The following is a 17,119-nucleotide window of genomic DNA, read 5'->3' on the forward strand; positions in this document are numbered from 1 at the left end:
TTCGATCATCATGGTCGAAAGGCCGGGAGGCGTCCTGTCCAGCTGTGCAGTCCGTTTTGACTGAGCGTGCAAAACGATGCTGAATGCGGGAGGTCAGTAGACCTTCACTTCGCCCGCCGGCCTGGCGGGTTCGGTCTTGTGGAAATCCTCAAGCAGCTTGGCCGTGGCATTGGCGAGCAGCATGACGTCGTTGCCGATCGCGACGAAGGTGGCGCCGAGTTCGAGATAGCGCTTGGAAAGGGCGAGATCGCCGATCAGGATGCCGGCGGCCTTGCCGTGCGACTGGATCCTGGCAAGCGCCTTTTCGACTTCGGCCTGCACTTCGGGCGCGCCCGGTCTGCCGAGATAGCCCATGTCGGCGGCGAGATCGGACGGGCCGATGAAAACGCCGTCGACGCCCTCGGTCGTCGCGATCGCGTCGAGCGCTGCGAGTCCCGCCCGGCTTTCGACCTGCAGCAGCAGGCAGATCTCGTCATTGGCGGTCTGGAGATAATCGGGGATGCGGTTGAAATCGGAGGCGCGGGCAAGGGCGGCACCGACGCCGCGTACACCCTGCGGCGGATAACGCACGGCGCGGACCATGGCCTCCGCCATCTCCTTGCTGTCGACCATCGGAATGAGCAGCGTCTGCGCACCGATATCGAGCATCTGCTTGATGATCCAGGTCTCGCCGACCGGCGGGCGGATCACCGCATGGCTTGCCGATCCCTTCATCGCCTGCAGCTGCGAGGCGAGAAGCGGCACGTCGTTCGGCGCATGTTCGGCATCGAGCAGCAGCCAGTCATAACCGACGCCGGCGCAGATCTCGACCGTATAGGGACTGGCGAGCGCCTGCCAGAGGCCGATCTGCGCCCGCCCCTCCTTCAGGGCTTGCTTGAAGAGGTTTTTGGGCGCCGGCATGTTTCACTCCTTCATGCAAAATAGAGGCTGACCGAGCCGTAAGGGCCGAAATCGGCGTTGATGGTATCGCCGTGCCGTGCCTCGATCGGACGGATGAATGAACCAGCCAGCACGATCTGTCCAGCCTCGATGCCATCGCCATATTGCGCCAGCCGGTTGGCGAGCCAGGCAACGCCGCGAGCAGGCTGGTTGAGGACGCCCGCCCCAAGCCCTGTTTCCTCGACCTCGGCGTTGCGGCTGACGATCGCTCCCATCCAGCGCATGTCGATCTCCCCGGGCCGCACGGCGCGGCCGCCGGTGACGATGCCGGCATTGGCGGCATTGTCGGAAATGGTATCGACGATGGTGCGCGGCTTCTTCGTCTGCGGATCGACGCGCAGGATGCGGGTGTCGAGGATTTCGAGCGCCGGCGTCACATAATCGGTGGCGTTCAGCACGTCGAAGATCGAGATATCAGGCCCGCGCAAAGGCGCCTTCATGACGAAGGCGATCTCCGCCTCGATTCGCGGCTGGATGAAGCGATCGGCCGGCACGGTGGCGCCGTCTTCGAACATCATGTCGTCGAGAAGCACGCCGGAATTGGGGATGTCGATGTTGAGCGCATATTGCATCGCCTTCGAGGTCAGCCCGATCTTCCAGCCGATTGGCTTGCGGCCGGCCGCGATCTTCTTTTTCACCCAGGCGCTCTGTACGGCATAGGCGTCGTCCATATCCATTCGGGGATGCCTCAGCGACAGAAGGCCGGCCTGGATGCGGGTGCGCTCAGCCTGGTCGAGGCTTTCGGCGGCCGCCTGGATTTCATCCTCAGACAGCATCACAACACCTCGTCGGCGATGGTGTTTTTCAGGATGCCAAGGCCGTCGGCCTCGACTTCGACGACATCGCCGGGTTTCAGCCAGATCGGCGGATCAAAGCGGGCGCCGGCGCCTGTCGGCGTGCCGGTAACGATGACGTCGCCGGGAACGAGCGTGGTGAAGGTGGAAATATAATTGATGATCTTGCGGAACGAGAAGATCATCCGGCTGGTGCGGTCGCTCTGGCGGACCTCGCCGTTGACGCGGGTTTCGAGCTTGATGTCTTCGAGCTGAGCGGCATCGGTGAAGGGGATCAGCCAGGGGCCGATCGCGCCGGTGCGATCGAAGTTCTTGCCCTGGGTGACGTTGAACTTGGCATGGCGCACCCAGTCGCGAATCGTGCCCTCGTTGCAGAGCGACAGGGCGGCGATGTGGGAGAAGGCGTCCGCCTCGGCAATCCGCCGGCCGCCCTTGCCGATGACGATGACGATCTCGCCTTCATAGTCGAGCTGCGGGCTTTCCGGCGGCCGGATCAGCGGTTCGCCGTGGCCGGTGAAGGAACGGGGAAAACGGATGAACAGCGAGGGGTTGGAGGGTGCTGCCTGACCGTCCTTATATTCCTCGTTGCGGTCGGGGAAGTTGACCCCGACGCAGATAATCTTTTCCGGCGACGGAACAGGAATTTCGAAGCGGATGTCGTCGAGCGCGAAATCCGGCTTCAATGATCTGCTCTCCTCGGCGAGCTGAACGAGGCGGCCCGCCTCGATCACTTCGCGAAGGCTCGCCCAGCTTGCGCCGTGGCGAGCCGACAGGTCGATGACGCCGTTCTCGACGGCAAGCCCATAGCCATGATGGCCGTTTCTGGAAAAGGACAGGAATCGTGGATGGGTCATGCTTGTCTCGGGCCTTCTCTTACCTCAGGCGATACCGCCGAGGCAGACATATTTGATTTCGGTGAATTCCTCGATGCCGTATTTCGAGCCTTCGCGGCCGAGGCCAGAAAGTTTGACGCCGCCGAATGGGGCTTCGGCCGTCGAGATCAGCCCGGTATTGACGCCGACCATGCCGTATTCCAGCGCCTCGGCGACCCGGAAGACCCGGGCGAGATCCTTGGCGTAGAAATAGGAGGCAAGACCGAACTCGGTGTCGTTGGCCTGAGCGATCACATCGGCTTCGTCGTTGAAGCGGAAGAGCGGCGCCACCGGCCCGAACGTCTCTTCCTTGGCGACAGCCATGGCAGGGGTGACGTCGGCCAGCACAGTCGCCTCATAGAAGCGCCCGCCGAGTGGGTGGCGGTGGCCGCCGGCAACGACACGGCCGCCCTTGGACAGCGCATCGGCGACATGCTCCTCGACCTTGGCAAGGGCGGACTCGTCGATCAGCGGGCCGAGATTGATGCCCTCGTCGAAGCCGTTGCCAGTCTTCAACGCGCCGACGGCCTTCGAGAGCTTCTCGGCAAAAGCGTCATAGACGCCCTCCTGCACATAGAGGCGGTTGGCGCAGACGCAGGTCTGGCCGTTGTTGCGGAATTTGGCGATCAGCGCGCCTTCCACGGCCGCATCGAGATCGGCGTCGTCGAAAACGATGAAGGGCGCATTGCCGCCGAGTTCCAGCCCGAGCTTCTTGATGGTCGGTGCGCTCTGCCGGTAGAGTTCGGCGCCGACTTCGGTCGAGCCGGTAAAGGTCAGCTTGCGCACGATGGGGCTTGCGGTCATTTCGCCGCCGATTGCGCGGGCCGAACCTGTGAGAACGCTGAACAGGCCCTTGGGGAAACCGGCGCGCTCGGCGAGGATCGCGATGGCGATCGCCGAAAACGGCGTCTGCGAGGCCGGCTTCAGCACCATGGCGCAGCCGGCGGCAAAGGCGGGTCCAGCCTTGCGGGTGATCATCGCATTGGGGAAATTCCACGGGGTGATGGCGGCAACGACGCCGATCGGCTGCTTCATCACCAGGATGCGCTTATCCTTCTGATGGCCGGGAACGATGTCACCATAGACCCGCCGCGCCTCCTCGGCAAACCATTCGATGAAGCTCGCGCCATAGGCGATCTCACCCTTAGCTTCGGCCAGCGGTTTGCCCTGTTCTGCCGTCAGGATGCGGCCGAGATCGTCCTGATTGTCCATCATCAGCTGGAACCAGCGGCGCAGGGTGACCGACCGCTCCTTGGCGGTGCGGGCGGCCCATTCCTTCTGCGCAATCTCGGCCGCGGCAATCGCCGCCTTGGTCTCGGCTGCGCCGAGATTGGGAACGCGGCCAATGATCTCGCCGGTCGCGGGGTTGTCCACCGCGATCCCATTGTCCCCCGCCTCGATCCAATCGCCGCCAACCAATGCAGCCTGCCGGAACAATGTTGCGTCTTTCAATTCCATGACTCTATCCTCGCCAACGTTGAAAAGCGGGCGATTTCGCCCGCTTTCGGGTAAACGTTCAAGGCGCGATGATCGGCTGTGCCTTCAGATCAGGCTCGACCACATCGGCGCCGGCAAACAGGCTACCATGTTCGAACCAGGATTTGGGAGCCGGTGCGCCCCAAAGTGTCTGGCGCTGCGGATCCTTGAGGTCCCACTTGATCGGCTCCAGATCGGGATCGACCGTCTGGTAATCCGAGCAGTAGATCTCGATGCGGTGGCCGTCGGGATCGAGGATATAGAGGAAGAAGGCGTTGGAGATACCGTGGCGGCCTGGGCCGCGTTCGATGTTGGCGACCCAGCCGGTGGTCGCCATCAGATCCAGCAGGTCGATGATGTTGAGCGGCGTCGGCACCCAGAAGGCGGTATGGTGTAGGCGCGGGCCGCGGCCGTTGGTGAAGGCGATGTCGTGTACGCCGCCCTTGCGGTGCGTCCAGGCGGCCCAGAGGCGGCCGGTCTCGGCATCCTCGGTATATTCGGTGACGCGGAAGCCGAGCTCGTTATAGAAGGCGACGCTCTCGTCGACATTCGGCGAGAAGCAGTTGAAGTGGTCGATCCTGAGCGGCTTGACGCCCTTGTAGAGCGCATATTTCTGATGGATCGGTGGCAGGCGATCCATCTTCGAATAGAATTCGAGCGGAATGCCGTGCGGATCGCGGGTGCGGAAAGTGCGCGCCTGGTGGGGGCGCTCGACCCACTCGACCGGCAGGCCCTTATCCTTGAAGAAATGGGCGGCCTTGTCGAGATCCTCGTCGCCGAAGACCTTGAAACCGAGGTCGCGGGCTTCGGCCTTGCCGGATTTCTTCAGCACGATGCAGTGATGGCCGCGTTCTTCGAGCGCCCTGAGATAGATGATATCGGCGGTCTCATCCGTCACCTGCAAGCCGAGCGTATCGACATAGAAGGCGCGGGACTTGGCGAGATCGGTGACGCCGAGTTCGACATGGCTGAGACGCACGATGTTGAAAGGCGGATAGAGATTGGGTGTCGGCAGGGGCATGGGTTCCTCCTCTTAGAGCAACTTCCAGGAAAAGTGCGAAGCGGTTTTCCGTCCGGAATTGCGTAAAAACGAAATTAAGAGCGGCTCCATGCTTCCTTGAAAAGCTGACCCGCTCTTATGCGCGCGGTCGGCTCAGCCGCCGAGTTTCTGGATGGCGTGCGACTTGGTGGCAAAGGCGACGTTCTTGGTTTCCATGTAGAAATCGAAGGACCAGTCACCGCCGTCGCGGCCGATGCCTGAGTTCTTGACGCCGCCGAAAGGCGTCGGCAGGTGGCGGACGTTTTCCGAGTTCACCCAGATCATCCCGGCTTCGAGACGGTCGGTGAAACGGAAGGCGCGGGTGACGTCTGATGTCCAGAGGTAACCGGTCAGGCCGTACTGGACGTCGTTGGCGAGCGCCAGCGCATCGGCTTCGTCCTTGAAGGGGATGGCTGTCAGCACCGGCCCGAAGATTTCCTCCTGGGCGATGCGCATCTTGTTGTCGGCGCCGGTAAAGAGGGTGGGGGAGACATAGCAGCCGCCGCCCGGGCCATCGAACTTCTCGCCGCCGGCCGCGAGCGTCGCGCCCTCGGAGCGGCCGATCGCAATATATTCCAGCACCTTCTTTTCGTGCACGGGATGGATAAGCGGGCCGATGACCGTTTCGGGATCGAGGGGATGGCCGACCTTGATGCGCCTGGCCTTTTCGGCGACGAGGGCGGTGAACCTGTCATAGACGCTGTCTTCGACCAGCAGGCGCGAGGACGAGGTGCAGCGCTCGCCGTTCAGCGAATAGATCATGAAGACGGCGGCGTCGGCGGCGCGTTCGAGATCGGCATCGGCGAAGACGACGACCGGGTTCTTGCCGCCGAGTTCGAAATGCACCCGCTTCAGTGTGTCGGCGCCCTGTTTCATGATCATCGAGCCGGTGCGGCTTTCGCCGACGAAGCCGATCGCCTTGATCAGCGGATGCTCCGTCAGCGCCTTGCCGGCGTCCTCGCCGAAGCCGTTGACGAGGTTCCACACGCCCTTGGGCAGGCCGGCCTCTTCGGCGATTTCGACGAGCAGGCGGGCCGTCAGCGGCGAGAATTCGGCCGGCTTGTGGACGATGGTGCAGCCAGCGGCCAAGGCCGGCGCGATCTTCCAGGTCGACAGCATGAAGGGCGTATTCCACGGCGTGATGATGCCGACCGGGCCGATCGGCACGCGCGTCGTCACGTTCACCTGACCGTCGGCGCGCAGCGCCTTGCCGTCACGGGCCTCCGGCGCGCGATCTGCGAAGAAGCGGAAATTTTCCGCACCGCGAAGCGCCGCCTTCGCCATGAATTTCAGCGACTGGCCGGTATCCATGCATTCGACGAAGGCGATTTCCTCGGCGCGCGCGACGATCGCGTCGGCTATTTTGTGCAGCAGCTTCTTGCGCGCATCGCCGGGCATGGCGGCCCATTCGCCAAAGGCTGATTTGGCGGCCTTGGCCGCACGGTCGATATCGGCGGCATTGCCGCGGGCGACGGTGGCGAGCGGCTTCAGATCGACCGGTGAGAGGGTCTCGAAGGTTGCGCCGTCACCGCCCCCACATCCTCGCCGCCGATGCGGTTGAGGACGCCACGCTCCTTGAAGCGAGCAAGGTAGGTTTCCGCCTTTGCGATGTTTTCCTGCAGTTTGGACATCGTCTGTTTCCCTGATGTTGTCTCGTCCCGCGATACGGGGTTTTGTCACTTGCCGCGCAGCCGCGGATGAATGGCGTTCTTCTTCCAGCTCAGCTCCGCATCGATCTCGCGGATCTCCAGCGACAACGCGAAATGCGGCGTCTCGAAGAGGGGGGCGAGGACTTCCGCCGCACCCGCAAGGATCGCTTCGCCGGTGCGCTTCTTTTCCTCGGTCGTGCGGCCCTTGCCGATGCGGAAGTTCAGGTCGACGAAGGCGTTTTCGGCAAGCCGGTCGGCGATCGCATAATGATCGGCGCGAAGGGCGCGCACCCGCACCGCACCGATCTCGAAAAGCCCAGTCTCGAGCACGGTGTTCAGCAGCGTCTCGCAGAGCGCACCAATGTCGGCGCGGCCGTCGAGATTGGCCGAATATTCGATGGTGAGATGTGGCATCCGTCCTCCCACGGCTTATTTACTTAACACGTTAATCAATTTGTGAGGGATGTCAAGCGTCGATATCGAGCTTTCTTGCAAGCTCCAGACTTTCGGCGACATAACGCGACAGCCGCTCGGGAGCGTTCGGGATCTCGGGCCGCTCGGCAAGCCAGCTGATATAGGTGAGGCTCCTCAGCGCCATGAAAAGCGGCAGGCTTTGCAGCGCCGCATCGGAAAGGCCGCGCCTGTTGCGATAGCCGGCGATCAGGGCGTTTTCGATTTCAGGGTAGGCCGGTTCTTGGCGGTTCTTCAGCAGGGCCGTGGCGAGATCGAAAAGGCGGAAGCCATATCCCGCATCGTCGAAGTCGATGAAGGCGATATCGTCTTCGCTTCCCGTCAGGAAGATGTTCTCGCGCACCAGATCGGCATGGATCAGGCCGTAGTCGAGGCCGTGTCGCTGCGCATTGGCAAGACGGTCCCGCAAGTCGTCGCGCAATGCCGAAAGCGACGAGGCCTCGCCGCGTGAAAGCCCCGGGCAATCCCAGAAGCGGCCCCAGAGAGGCCTTTCTCCGAGGAGACCCTCGGCATCCCATGCCGGGCGGCGGAAGCCTGTTGGCGGCGCCCATGCGTCGGCAAGATCATGCATCGTCGCCATGACATGGCCGATGCGGAAGAAAATATCCGCCTGCGTCTCGGCCGATTCCGACAGCGGCGTGCCGGTCTGCCCGAGCGCCGTGCCGTCGATCCAGCTGACGACGTCGGCATGCTGCTCGGGAAACTTTCGGTTTGCCGGCAGTCGGACAAGGTTGCGCCCGTCGCCTGTTGGTACGGGGCTCGGCACGTCGAGACCTCCGCGCCGCAGTCCTGCCATGAAGGCGAGTTCCGAGTGCAGGCTCGTTTCGTCATGATAGCCCGGCCGATGCAGCCGCAAGGCGGCGGATTGCCCGTCGGCAAGAGTGATGCGGAAGACGGCGTTTTCCCGGTATTTCAGCAGGACCGGTTCATCCGCCCGCACCGCCCAATGATCGAGCGCTTCGAGCGCCCGTTCCAGCAGGTCATCCCGGATGGTCTGCGGTAATTGATCGGTCATCTCAGCCTCACAACCCCGACAGGACGTCGTCGAAGACCGACAACATCAGATCGGCATTTTCCCGGGAGAAGGGCATCGGCGGGCGGATCTTGGTGGCGCATTGGTGGATGCCGATCTTGCCCATCAGCACGCCGCGCTCTCGCATTTCATTGACGATCCGGCTCGCCTCAGCGACGGCCGGCTCCTTCGTCGCCCGGTCCGCCACGAATTCCATGCCCATGAAGAGACCGCTGCCGCGCACGTCGCCGATGATCGTGTGTTTTTGCGCCAGACTCTTGAAGGCATCGCGCGTATATTCGCCGACGTCGCGGGCATTCTCGACGAGTTTCTCGTCCTCGATCACGTCGAGAACCGCCATGGCGGCCGCGCAGGAGACCGGATTGCCGCCGAACGTATTGAAATAGCGGAAGGCCTTGCGGAAGGCGTTCAGCAGATCGGCATTGGCAACGACGCCGCCGACGGGATGGCCGTTCGCCATCGGCTTGCCGAGCGTCACGATATCGGGAACGATGCCGGCGCGCTGATGGCCCCACATATCAGAGCCGGTGCGGCCGAAACCGGGCTGCACCTCGTCGGTGATGACGAGGCCGGCGGCCTTGCGCACCGCCGCCACCGCCTTGTCGAGGAAGCCCCGCGGCAGATCCGGAAAGCCTTCATTAGCAAAGAACGGATCGATGATCAGTGCGGAAAAACCATGCGGGCTTTCCTGCAGCGAGGCGATCGCCGCCTCGACTGCGGCGGCAAAGGCCTCGCCATCTTCGCCACCGAGCGGGCGGTAGCTGTCGGGCGCCGGCACGTGCCTGACATGGCCGCCGAAGCCGCCGACCGGCGGCATGCGGGTCGAGAGCTGCGACACGGCGGCGGTATTCCCGTGATAGGTATGGTTGGTGGCGATCACACCGGTCCTGCCGGTGACGGCCTGGGCCATGCGCAGCGCCACGTCGTTCGCCTCGCTGCCGGTGCAGGTCAGGATCGCGGCGTCGAGGCTGCTGTCGAAGGTCGCCGTCAGGCGTTCGACATAGTCGAGAATGCCCTCGTGCAGATAACGCGTGTGGGTGTTCAGCGTCGACGCCTGCCGGGTGATCGCTTCGACCACGCGTGGATGGCAATGGCCGACATGTGCCACATTGTTGTAGCAATCGAGATATCGCCGGCCGTCGGCATCCCAGAGCCAGACGCCTTCGCCGCGGACCAGATGGACCGGATCGTCATAAAAGAGCGACATGTTGCGGCCGAGAAGCCGCTCGCGGCGCGCGATAAGGGCAGCGTTGTTGGACATGATCAGGCTCCCGCGGCGGCAAGGCCGGCATCGAGCGCCGTCAGGATCGTCTGCACATCGCCCGCCGTGACGATCAGCGGCGGCGACATGATGACGTTGGCGCCGGAAGTGCGCACCAGCGCGCCGGCCTCATAGGCGGCATCCTGTACCTTCTGCATGACATCCTTCGATGCGGCGCTCTTCTTCTCCCGGTTGCTGACGAGTTCGAGCGCGCACATCAGGCCCTTGCCGCGCACGTCGCCGATCAGTTCATACCTGTCCTGCAGCCTCCTGAGGCCTGCGATGAGTTCCTCTCCGCGGACGGCGGCATTGGCGGCGACGTTCAGCCGTTTCGTCTCCTTCAAGGTCGCAAGCGCGGCGGCCGCACCCGTCGGATGGCCGGAATAGGTATAGCCGTGGCCGATGCTGCCGAATGCGCCCTTGCTGCTTTCGAACACTTCGGCCACCTTGTCTGAGATCATGACGGCGCCGAAGGGGAAATAGCCGTTGGTGATCGCCTTTGCGGTCGACATCAGATCCGGTTTGACGCCCCAGAGGCGCGATCCCGTCCAGGCGCCGGTGCGGCCGAAAGCGGTGATGACTTCATCGGCGATCAGTAGAATGCCGTGGCGGTCGCAGATCTCGCGCATCAGCGGCAGGAAGGTCTCGTGCGGGACGACGACGCCGCCGGCCCCCAGCACCGGTTCGACGATCAGGGCGGCGACGGTGTCGGCCCCTTGGAAGGCGATCTCGTCCTCGAAGAGCCGGCCGATCGCGGCGGCAATCTCCGCGCCATCCGTCGTATTGAACGGGTTGCGATAGGCGAACGGCGCCGGCAGATGGATGACGCCGGGCAGCAGCGGTTCGTAATTGCGGCGGAAATTCTGGTTGCCGTTGACGGAGGCGCCGCCGAAATGCGTGCCGTGGTAGCCCTTCTTCAGCGCGACGAATTTGGTGCGCTCCGGCTGCCCGTTGATCTTGTGGTACTGGCGAGCCAGCCGCAGGCAGGTCTCGACCGAATCCGAGCCGCCCGATGTGAAGAAGGAACGGCTCAATCCGTCCGGCCTGAACCATTCGGCAAGCTCGTAGGAGAGTTCGATCAGCGGCGAATTGGTGGTGCCGCGGAATGTCGAATAATAGGGCAGCTCGTCGAGCTCGGTCGCGGATCGCTTTCTTCACCGGCTCGCAGGAATAACCGAGATTGACGTTCCACAGGCCGCCCACGGCATCCAGCACCTTCTTGCCCTGGATATCGACGATCTCGACGCCTTCGCCTGAGTTGATGATGCGCGGCGGCTGCGCCTGCATTTCGGCCGGATGGGCCATCGGGTGCCACATGTGGCGGGCATTGTTTTCGATTATGAAGTTGGTTTCACGCATCTCAATTCCTCTCGTTCAGAGGCCCAGCATCGCAAGGGCGCGGGCATAGCTTTCGGCAGGGCGGGTGACGTCGAAATGCACATGCGGCAATCCGACGGCTTCGGCGCCTTCGATGTTTTTCTTCTGGTCGTCGACAAAGACGCAGGCCTCGCGCGGCAGGCCGAGTTCGGAAAGCACCTGCTCATAGGCGCGCGGGTCGGGCTTGAGGATCTTGGTGTAGGTGGCATCGACGATGACGTCGAAGAGGTCGATCAGCGGGAAGCGCTTGCGGAATTCGGCTCCGTAGAAAAGGTCGAGTTCGTTCGACAGGATCGCGAGCTTCAAGCCTGCTTCCTTGGCCCGCAGGATGGCGTCGCGGGCCTCAGGGCGCAGCACCAACTCCGGCTCGGCGCCGCGGGCGCGGCGCACGAAAGTCTGCATATCGGTCCAGCTCTCTCTGACCATTCGGCCGATCTCGCCGGTCCGCGTCAGCCAATAATCGCGTTCGCTGATCTCGCGGTTCTGCATCGCCACCCAGAGCGGGTCGGTCGCCGTGTCGAACGGCCCAAGCCAGGTCAGCGAGCCTTGGGGAAGGCCGAGCGTCCGCTCGGTGATGTCATGCGTCTCGAACAGGGTGCGGGTGACCACGCCGCCGAAATCGAGGATGAGGGCGCGTTCTCTTGTCATGGCCGTCCTTCCGGAATGATGCCTTCGGCAACCCAGCTGTCGAAAAGGGCAAGGGCTGCGGCGGAAAAGGAGGGAGAATTGATGTGGGCGTCGACTTCCCGGAAGGTGACGGAGGGCGGAACAGCGCGGCGCATTTCGTCGAGGAAGGCGGCGAGGCCTTCCGGATCATGCAGCGGCTCGTCCGGCTTGTCCCATTCCTGCAACCCTTCGGTCGGCAGCAGGAAGGCGACCTTCGCATCGGCCCGTTCCAGCTTCTGACCGATCAGCCGCGCCACTTCCCGCCGGCCTTCCGGCGAGGTCGTCACCGACCCGATCAGCCGGTTATGGGCATGATAGGGGCGCTCGGCGAAAATGTCAGGCAGGGCCTGCCACGCCTGAAGATCGACCATGTCGACGGCGCCGGGGGCGACGATCTGCGGAATGCCGGCGCGGCCGGCACATTCGAGCCTGTCCGGCCCTGAGGTCACCACCGTGCCATAGTGGTGATTGCTGACCTCCTGGATGCAGAAGTCGAAGACGGCGGCAAAGCCGGATTGCGCGGCGATGGCTTCGAAGGCGCGGCCGCCCATGCCGGTGGAATGAAAGACGGCGACGTCATAACCGCGCTTTTCCAGCTCGGGCCGCAGATACTTCATATATTTCAGGCAGGAGGAACCGAGCGAGGTCATGCCGATCAGCGGGCGGGTGCGATCGGGTTTGGTTCCGTGCCTTGCGGCGCCGACGACCGCGCCGCAGGCCTGCGACAGCACCGAGCGGCAGATGCTGTTGAGGCCGTAGAGGCCGCCGGCCCACAGGATCATCATCAGGTCGGGGGCGATTTGTTCCGGCGGAATCAGGTGGGAATAGGCGATGGTCGAGACCACGAATTTCGGCACGCCGAGCGGCAGAACGGCGGCGACGTCGAGGGCGAGATCCGTACCCATGGAGCCGCCGAGCACGATGATGCCATCGACAAGCCCGTCCTCGTAAAGCCGGCGGGTCAAGGCCGCGGCGCCCCTGGCCATGGCGGCCATCGCACTGTTTTCATCGCCGTTTTCGGTGATCGCCGCAATCGAGGTCGCGGCCGCCTTGGCGATGTCGTGCTTGGAATGGTCGGGAATATAGGGCGGGTCGCCGAGAATGCTGACATCGACCATAACAGGCCGGCCGCCGGCTTCGGTGATGACCGACGCCATGAATTGCAGTTCGTCGCATTTGGTGTCACCGGTTCCGATGACAAGTATCTTTGGCGAGGGAGCCGCAGGGCTCATCAATCTCTCCTCCTGGTTTTTGGACTGGTTCCCGTGAGCCTTTCCGACCCGTAGTATTTTTCTGAAATTCCGTCGGCAGCGGCGATCGCCTGCGCGCCGAATTCGTAAATGGCGGTCTTGGTGGTGCGCGAGAGCGGGGCGGCGACGGCCACGCAGCCGATCGGCCGGCCGTCAGGCGCACGCACGGGTGCGGCGGCACTGATGACGCCGGCTTCGAGACCCTGATGACTGATGGAAAAGCCGCGCGCGGCCGTCTCGTCGAGCAGGCCGCGGACCAGCTGCGGGTCGACGACGGTATGGTCGGTGAATTTTTCGAGCGGCTTTCGCAGCGCCGCGTCGATCTCCGTCGACGGGCAGAAGGCGAGGAAGGCAAGGCCGGACGCGGTGGCGTGAAAGGGCAGGATGCTGCCGACATCGACGATGATGCGGTGCGCCCGCTGTGGATCTTCCACATGGATGGTCGACAGCCGGCCGCCTGAAAATTCGGAAAGATGCACCGTCTCCGCCGAGGATTCGGCAAGTGTCCTGATGAAGGGCACAGCGACCCGCAGGAAGGGATAGCGGGCCTCGCGGATGCGGGCGAGCCGAACTGGCGCCGAACCGATCCGATAGCGGCGGCTGTCAGGGTCCTGCTCGACGAAACCGTGTTTTTCCAGTTCCACCAGAAAGCGCCGTGCCGTCGCCTTGTCGAGCGAACACAGGCGGGCGATGTCGGTCAGACCCACCTCCTTGCCCAGCCGTGACAGGGTGTCCAGCAATGAAAGCGCCTTTCCGATCGTGCTCATCGTTCTTCCTCTCGGGGAGTAGGGTTCATGTCCCGGGCTTGTTGCATCCGGCTTTACGCCATCCGTCAAATCAGCCCGCAAACCCTGTACCGCGGCACGATAGCAGCGACCCAAGATACTTAACATGCGAATTAACTTGACAGAGCCCGGGATTGTTTGCAAGTCTATATTTGAAGCTGCGGTTCAAATAATGAACCATAAGCGCTGACGGCGGCAAAATCAACAAAAGCCAAAAACACCGTTTGTCAGTCCGGTTCTGGTGGAGGTCGCGTGCGCGCATCGCAGCGATGATCGGATGTCCTTAAACAAGGGGAACGAAGGCAGATGAATATGCAAAATTCGCAAAGCGCCGCAGAGAACCAGCTGCGCAAAAACAGTCTCGGCGTCGGCGCCGTGACCTTCCTGGTGGTTTCGGCCGCCGCACCGCTGACGGCGGTTGCCGGCGGCGTGCCGCTGTCGATGATGCTCGGCAACGGAGCGGGCATTCCGCTAACCTTCCTGCTGGTCACCGGCATTCTGTTGCTGTTTGCCGTCGGCTATGTCGCCATGGCGCGCCATATCCGCAATGCCGGCGCCTTCTACGCTTATACGGCTCAAGGCCTCGGCGGCCTGATGGGCGGGGCGGCGGCGCTGATCGCGATCCTCGCATACAACGCCATGCAGGTCGGCGTCCTCGGCCTCTTCGGCGCAGCGACCAGGGGCTTTTTCGCCGAGCAGCTCGGCCTCGACCTTCCCTGGTGGGTCTGGAGTTATATCGGCATCGCCTTTGTCGCCGTCTTCGGCTACCGGCGAGTCGATCTTTCGGCCAAGGTGTTGATGGTTCTCGTCATTCTCGAATATCTCGTCGCCCTCGTCATTGACGCTGCGATCCTGGCCAAGGGCGGTGACAGCGGCCTGTCCGCCACCCCCTTCACGCCCACCGCCTTCTGGAGCGGAACGCCGGCGATCGGCATCCTCTTTTGCTTCGCCGCCTTCATCGGCTTCGAGGCAACGACCATCTACAGCGAGGAAGCCCGCGAACCGCACAAGACCGTGCCGCGCGCCACCTATATCTCGGTTCTGATCATCGGCCTCTTCTACATGCTGACGTCATGGCTAATGGTGAACGGCGCCGGCGCCGACAAGCTCGTGCCCGAACTGCAGGGCCTCGCCGATCCCACGACTTTCCTCTTCGGCCTTGCCGAGCGCTATGTCGGCCACTGGATCACCGTCGTGATGAGCGTTCTCTTCATCACCAGTCTGTTTGCCGGCGTCCTTGCGTTCCACAACGGCGTTGCACGCTACATGTATGTCGCCGGCCGCGAGGGTCTGCTGCCGAAGTCGGTCGGCGTTACGCATCCGGTCTTCCAGAGCCCGCATGTCGGCTCCATCATCCAGACGGTCATCGCGGTTCTTGTCGTCGCGCTCTTTGCTATGACGGGCCAGGATCCGGTGCTCGCATTGTTTTCGTGGCTCACCAATGTGGCGACGCTTGCGATCATCCTGCTGATGGCCTTCACCGCCTTTGCGATCGTCGCCTTTTTCAGCCGCAACCCGGGGCTCGAGCGGAATGTGCTGGCCGTCAAGGTGCTGCCTGTCGTCACCGGCCTGATCTTGCTTGCGCTCGTCTATTATATCTCGGCGAATTTTGGCGCCATCGCCGGCGCCAATGGCGCGCTCGGCGTATTCCTGCCGGGTCTCGTGCTGATCGCCGGGATCGTCGGATTGCTAGCCGCAGCGCGCCTGAAGTCTGCGGATGCCGTCGGTTTTGCCCGGCTTGGCGCCGGGCAGGAAGCCTGACCGAACCCTATCAACGGTGGCGGATCATCTCCGCCACCCTTTTTCGTGAGAGCATGAGATGCAGGACAAGATCGATCAGTTGCGGACGCAGCCCGTTCCTCCCCAATCGCTGTTTATCGGCGGTGCCTGGCGCCTGGCCGTCAGCGGAGCGGCGATGGACGTCATCTCCCCGATCGACGGAACCAAGCTAACGACGATCGCCGATGCCGGCGCCGAAGACGTCGATCAGGCGGTCAAAGCGGCGCGGCGCGCCTTCGAAAAAGGCGGCTGGTCGCGGGCAGCCCCTGCCGAGCGCAAGAAGGTGCTGCTGAAGATCGCCGAACTGATCGAGAAGAACGCGCTTGAACTCGCCGTGCTCGGCGTGCGCGACAACGGCACCGAAATCTCCATGGCGCTGAAGGCCGAGCCGGGCAATGCCGCCGGCACCTTCCGCTACTATGCCGAGGCGATCGACAAGGTCTATGGCGAGATCGCCCCGACAGCCGACAACATTCTCGGCCTCGTTCACCGCGAGCCGGTGGGCGTGGTCGCCGCCATCGTGCCGTGGAATTTCCCGATGATGATCGGCGCCTGGAAGATTGCGCCGGCCCTTGCGGCCGGCAATTCGGTGGTGCTGAAACCGGCCGAGGGCGCATCGCTGACCCTGCTGCGGCTCGCCGAACTTTGCACCGAGGCGGGATTACCCGATGGCGTGCTCAACGTCGTCACCGGCCGCGGCGCCGTCAGCGGCGAAGCGCTCGGACTGCATATGGATATCGATGTGCTCGCCTTTACCGGCTCCGGCCCGATCGGCCGCCGGCTGCTGGAATATTCGGCGCGCTCCAACCTGAAGCGCGTCTATCTGGAACTGGGCGGCAAATCGCCGAACATCGTCTTTGCCGATGCGCCGGATCTCGATCAGGCCGCCAAGATTTCCGCCTACGGAATCTTCCGCAATTCCGGTCAGGTCTGCGTCGCGGGTTCCCGCCTGCTGGTGGAAAAATCGATCCATCAGGAATTTTCGGAAAAGGTCGCCGGCATCGCCGCCTCCATGAGGGTCGGCGACCCCTTGCAGCTTTCCACCGAGGCCGGCGCAATCTCAAGCGAGATCCAGCTGCGGAAAGACCTCGGCCATGTCGCCCAGGCGGTGTCGGAAGGCTCTTTGCTGCGCACCGGCGGCACCCGCATCCTGGAGGAGACCGGCGGCTATTACATGCGACCGGCGGTCTTCGACGTGACGCCATCGATGACGCTTGCCCGCGAGGAAGTCTTCGGGCCGATCCTGTCGATCATTCCGTTCGAGACGGAGGCCGAAGCTCTGCAGATCGCCAACGCCACGGAATATGGGCTGGCGTCCGCTGCCTGGACATCGAACCTGTCGCGCGCCCATCGGATGGTCCGCGGCATCCGCGCCGGCGTCGTGCACGTCAACACCTATGGCGGCGCCGACAACAGCGTGCCGCTCGGCGGCGTCAAGCAATCGGGCAACGGCCACGACAAATCGCTGCATGCGCTGGATAAGTATGTCGATCTGAAAACCGCGTGGATCCAGCTCTGAGAGGAACGGCGCCAACCGAACTGCCGGTCACGCCTGCCGACACCTTCGCCCCGCTAGCGGGGCGAAGGGAGATAGCCGCAACCTCTCCGTTGCTCTCTCACGCCTAGCACCCCTCGTTCTGTTTACGGGGGTCCGAAGGACGAGTCGAGACGAGTGACTCGGCCCGGATCGGTAAGGGGCAGGCCACTGGCCAGAGCCGTTGGGGCGAC

Annotated in this window: 13 protein-coding genes and 2 pseudogenes; 2 read left to right on the plus strand and 13 right to left on the minus strand. The window is 63.3% G+C overall.

Annotation, left to right across the window (positions count from 1 at the left end; genetic code table 11):
* Positions 1-93: 93 nt before the first annotated feature.
* The 13 genes and pseudogenes from hpaI to MF410_RS34775 all read right to left on the minus strand — a co-directional run bounded on the left by hpaI (position 94) and on the right by MF410_RS34775 (position 13,594).
* The gene (hpaI, locus tag MF410_RS34715) at positions 94-900 is read right to left on the minus strand and encodes a 4-hydroxy-2-oxoheptanedioate aldolase (RefSeq protein ID WP_239621417.1); all 807 of its coding nucleotides are present in this window, start codon (positions 898-900) and stop codon (positions 94-96) included.
* 11 nt (positions 901-911) lie between these two features.
* Entirely contained in the window at positions 912-1,715 is an 804-nt protein-coding gene (gene hpaH, locus MF410_RS34720) for a 2-oxo-hept-4-ene-1,7-dioate hydratase (RefSeq protein ID WP_239621419.1), read from the minus strand.
* Complete coding sequence (locus tag MF410_RS34725; protein ID WP_239621420.1) at positions 1,715-2,587, minus strand: fumarylacetoacetate hydrolase family protein; 873 nt, start codon at positions 2,585-2,587, stop codon at positions 1,715-1,717. The genes hpaH and MF410_RS34725 overlap by 1 nt, the downstream gene beginning before the upstream one ends.
* A gap of 24 nt (positions 2,588-2,611) precedes the next feature.
* Positions 2,612-4,063 (minus strand): NADP-dependent succinate-semialdehyde dehydrogenase, encoded by a 1,452-nt coding sequence (gene gabD, locus MF410_RS34730; RefSeq protein WP_239621421.1) that lies wholly within the window; start codon positions 4,061-4,063, stop codon positions 2,612-2,614.
* A gap of 58 nt (positions 4,064-4,121) precedes the next feature.
* A complete protein-coding gene (hpaD, locus tag MF410_RS34735; RefSeq protein WP_097626233.1) occupies positions 4,122-5,102 on the minus strand; it encodes a 3,4-dihydroxyphenylacetate 2,3-dioxygenase in 981 nt (326 codons plus the stop codon).
* 132 nt (positions 5,103-5,234) lie between these two features.
* Positions 5,235-6,751 (minus strand): annotated as a pseudogene (gene hpaE / locus MF410_RS34740) (5-carboxymethyl-2-hydroxymuconate semialdehyde dehydrogenase).
* A 45-nt stretch (positions 6,752-6,796) separates the two neighbouring features.
* Positions 6,797-7,183: a 5-carboxymethyl-2-hydroxymuconate Delta-isomerase gene (locus tag MF410_RS34745; RefSeq protein ID WP_097626235.1), complete on the minus strand. Its 387-nt coding sequence runs from the start codon at positions 7,181-7,183 to the stop codon at positions 6,797-6,799.
* A 52-nt stretch (positions 7,184-7,235) separates the two neighbouring features.
* Positions 7,236-8,255 carry a phosphotransferase gene (locus tag MF410_RS34750; RefSeq protein ID WP_239621422.1) on the minus strand — a complete coding sequence of 340 codons (1,020 nt, stop codon included), beginning with the start codon at positions 8,253-8,255 and terminating at the stop codon, positions 7,236-7,238.
* 7 nt (positions 8,256-8,262) lie between these two features.
* Positions 8,263-9,534: an aspartate aminotransferase family protein gene (locus tag MF410_RS34755; RefSeq protein ID WP_239621423.1), complete on the minus strand. Its 1,272-nt coding sequence runs from the start codon at positions 9,532-9,534 to the stop codon at positions 8,263-8,265.
* Positions 9,535-9,536: 2 nt separating this feature from the next.
* A pseudogene (locus MF410_RS34760) lies at positions 9,537-10,893 on the minus strand (aspartate aminotransferase family protein).
* Between the two features lie 15 nt (positions 10,894-10,908).
* A complete protein-coding gene (locus MF410_RS34765) occupies positions 10,909-11,559 on the minus strand; it encodes an HAD-IA family hydrolase (protein ID WP_239621424.1) in 651 nt (216 codons plus the stop codon).
* Positions 11,556-12,809, minus strand: coding sequence for a Tm-1-like ATP-binding domain-containing protein (locus MF410_RS34770; RefSeq protein WP_239621426.1), 1,254 nt, complete (start codon positions 12,807-12,809; stop codon positions 11,556-11,558). The genes MF410_RS34765 and MF410_RS34770 overlap by 4 nt, the downstream gene beginning before the upstream one ends.
* Positions 12,809-13,594, minus strand: coding sequence for an IclR family transcriptional regulator (locus MF410_RS34775; RefSeq protein ID WP_183780182.1), 786 nt, complete (start codon positions 13,592-13,594; stop codon positions 12,809-12,811). The genes MF410_RS34770 and MF410_RS34775 overlap by 1 nt, the downstream gene beginning before the upstream one ends.
* Positions 13,595-13,918: 324 nt before the next feature.
* Here MF410_RS34775 and MF410_RS34780 point away from each other — a divergent pair, with 324 nt between their 5' ends.
* Positions 13,919-15,373 (plus strand): APC family permease, encoded by a 1,455-nt coding sequence (locus MF410_RS34780; protein WP_239621428.1) that lies wholly within the window; start codon positions 13,919-13,921, stop codon positions 15,371-15,373.
* A 58-nt stretch (positions 15,374-15,431) separates the two neighbouring features.
* Positions 15,432-16,910 (plus strand): aldehyde dehydrogenase, encoded by a 1,479-nt coding sequence (locus MF410_RS34785; protein WP_239621430.1) that lies wholly within the window; start codon positions 15,432-15,434, stop codon positions 16,908-16,910.
* Positions 16,911-17,119 lie beyond the last annotated feature (209 nt).

Source organism: Rhizobium sp. C104 (assembly GCF_022354505.1).
Classification (GTDB): Bacteria; Pseudomonadota; Alphaproteobacteria; order Rhizobiales; family Rhizobiaceae; genus Rhizobium; species Rhizobium redzepovicii.

Bases quoted from the DNA above. Each gene is read 5' to 3' on its own strand.
- hpaI (WP_239621417.1), bottom strand. From the start codon at position 900: ATGCCGGCGCCCAAAAACCTCTTCAAGCAAGCCCTGAAGGAGGGGCGG.
- hpaH (WP_239621419.1), bottom strand. From the start codon at position 1,715: ATGCTGTCTGAGGATGAAATCCAGGCGGCCGCCGAAAGCCTCGACCAG.
- MF410_RS34725 (WP_239621420.1), bottom strand. From the start codon at position 2,587: ATGACCCATCCACGATTCCTGTCCTTTTCCAGAAACGGCCATCATGGC.
- gabD (WP_239621421.1), bottom strand. From the start codon at position 4,063: ATGGAATTGAAAGACGCAACATTGTTCCGGCAGGCTGCATTGGTTGGC.
- hpaD (WP_097626233.1), bottom strand. From the start codon at position 5,102: ATGCCCCTGCCGACACCCAATCTCTATCCGCCTTTCAACATCGTGCGT.
- MF410_RS34745 (WP_097626235.1), bottom strand. From the start codon at position 7,183: ATGCCACATCTCACCATCGAATATTCGGCCAATCTCGACGGCCGCGCC.
- MF410_RS34750 (WP_239621422.1), bottom strand. From the start codon at position 8,255: ATGACCGATCAATTACCGCAGACCATCCGGGATGACCTGCTGGAACGG.
- MF410_RS34755 (WP_239621423.1), bottom strand. From the start codon at position 9,534: ATGTCCAACAACGCTGCCCTTATCGCGCGCCGCGAGCGGCTTCTCGGC.
- MF410_RS34765 (WP_239621424.1), bottom strand. From the start codon at position 11,559: ATGACAAGAGAACGCGCCCTCATCCTCGATTTCGGCGGCGTGGTCACC.
- MF410_RS34770 (WP_239621426.1), bottom strand. From the start codon at position 12,809: ATGAGCCCTGCGGCTCCCTCGCCAAAGATACTTGTCATCGGAACCGGT.
- MF410_RS34775 (WP_183780182.1), bottom strand. From the start codon at position 13,594: ATGAGCACGATCGGAAAGGCGCTTTCATTGCTGGACACCCTGTCACGG.
- MF410_RS34780 (WP_239621428.1), top strand. From the start codon at position 13,919: ATGAATATGCAAAATTCGCAAAGCGCCGCAGAGAACCAGCTGCGCAAA.
- MF410_RS34785 (WP_239621430.1), top strand. From the start codon at position 15,432: ATGCAGGACAAGATCGATCAGTTGCGGACGCAGCCCGTTCCTCCCCAA.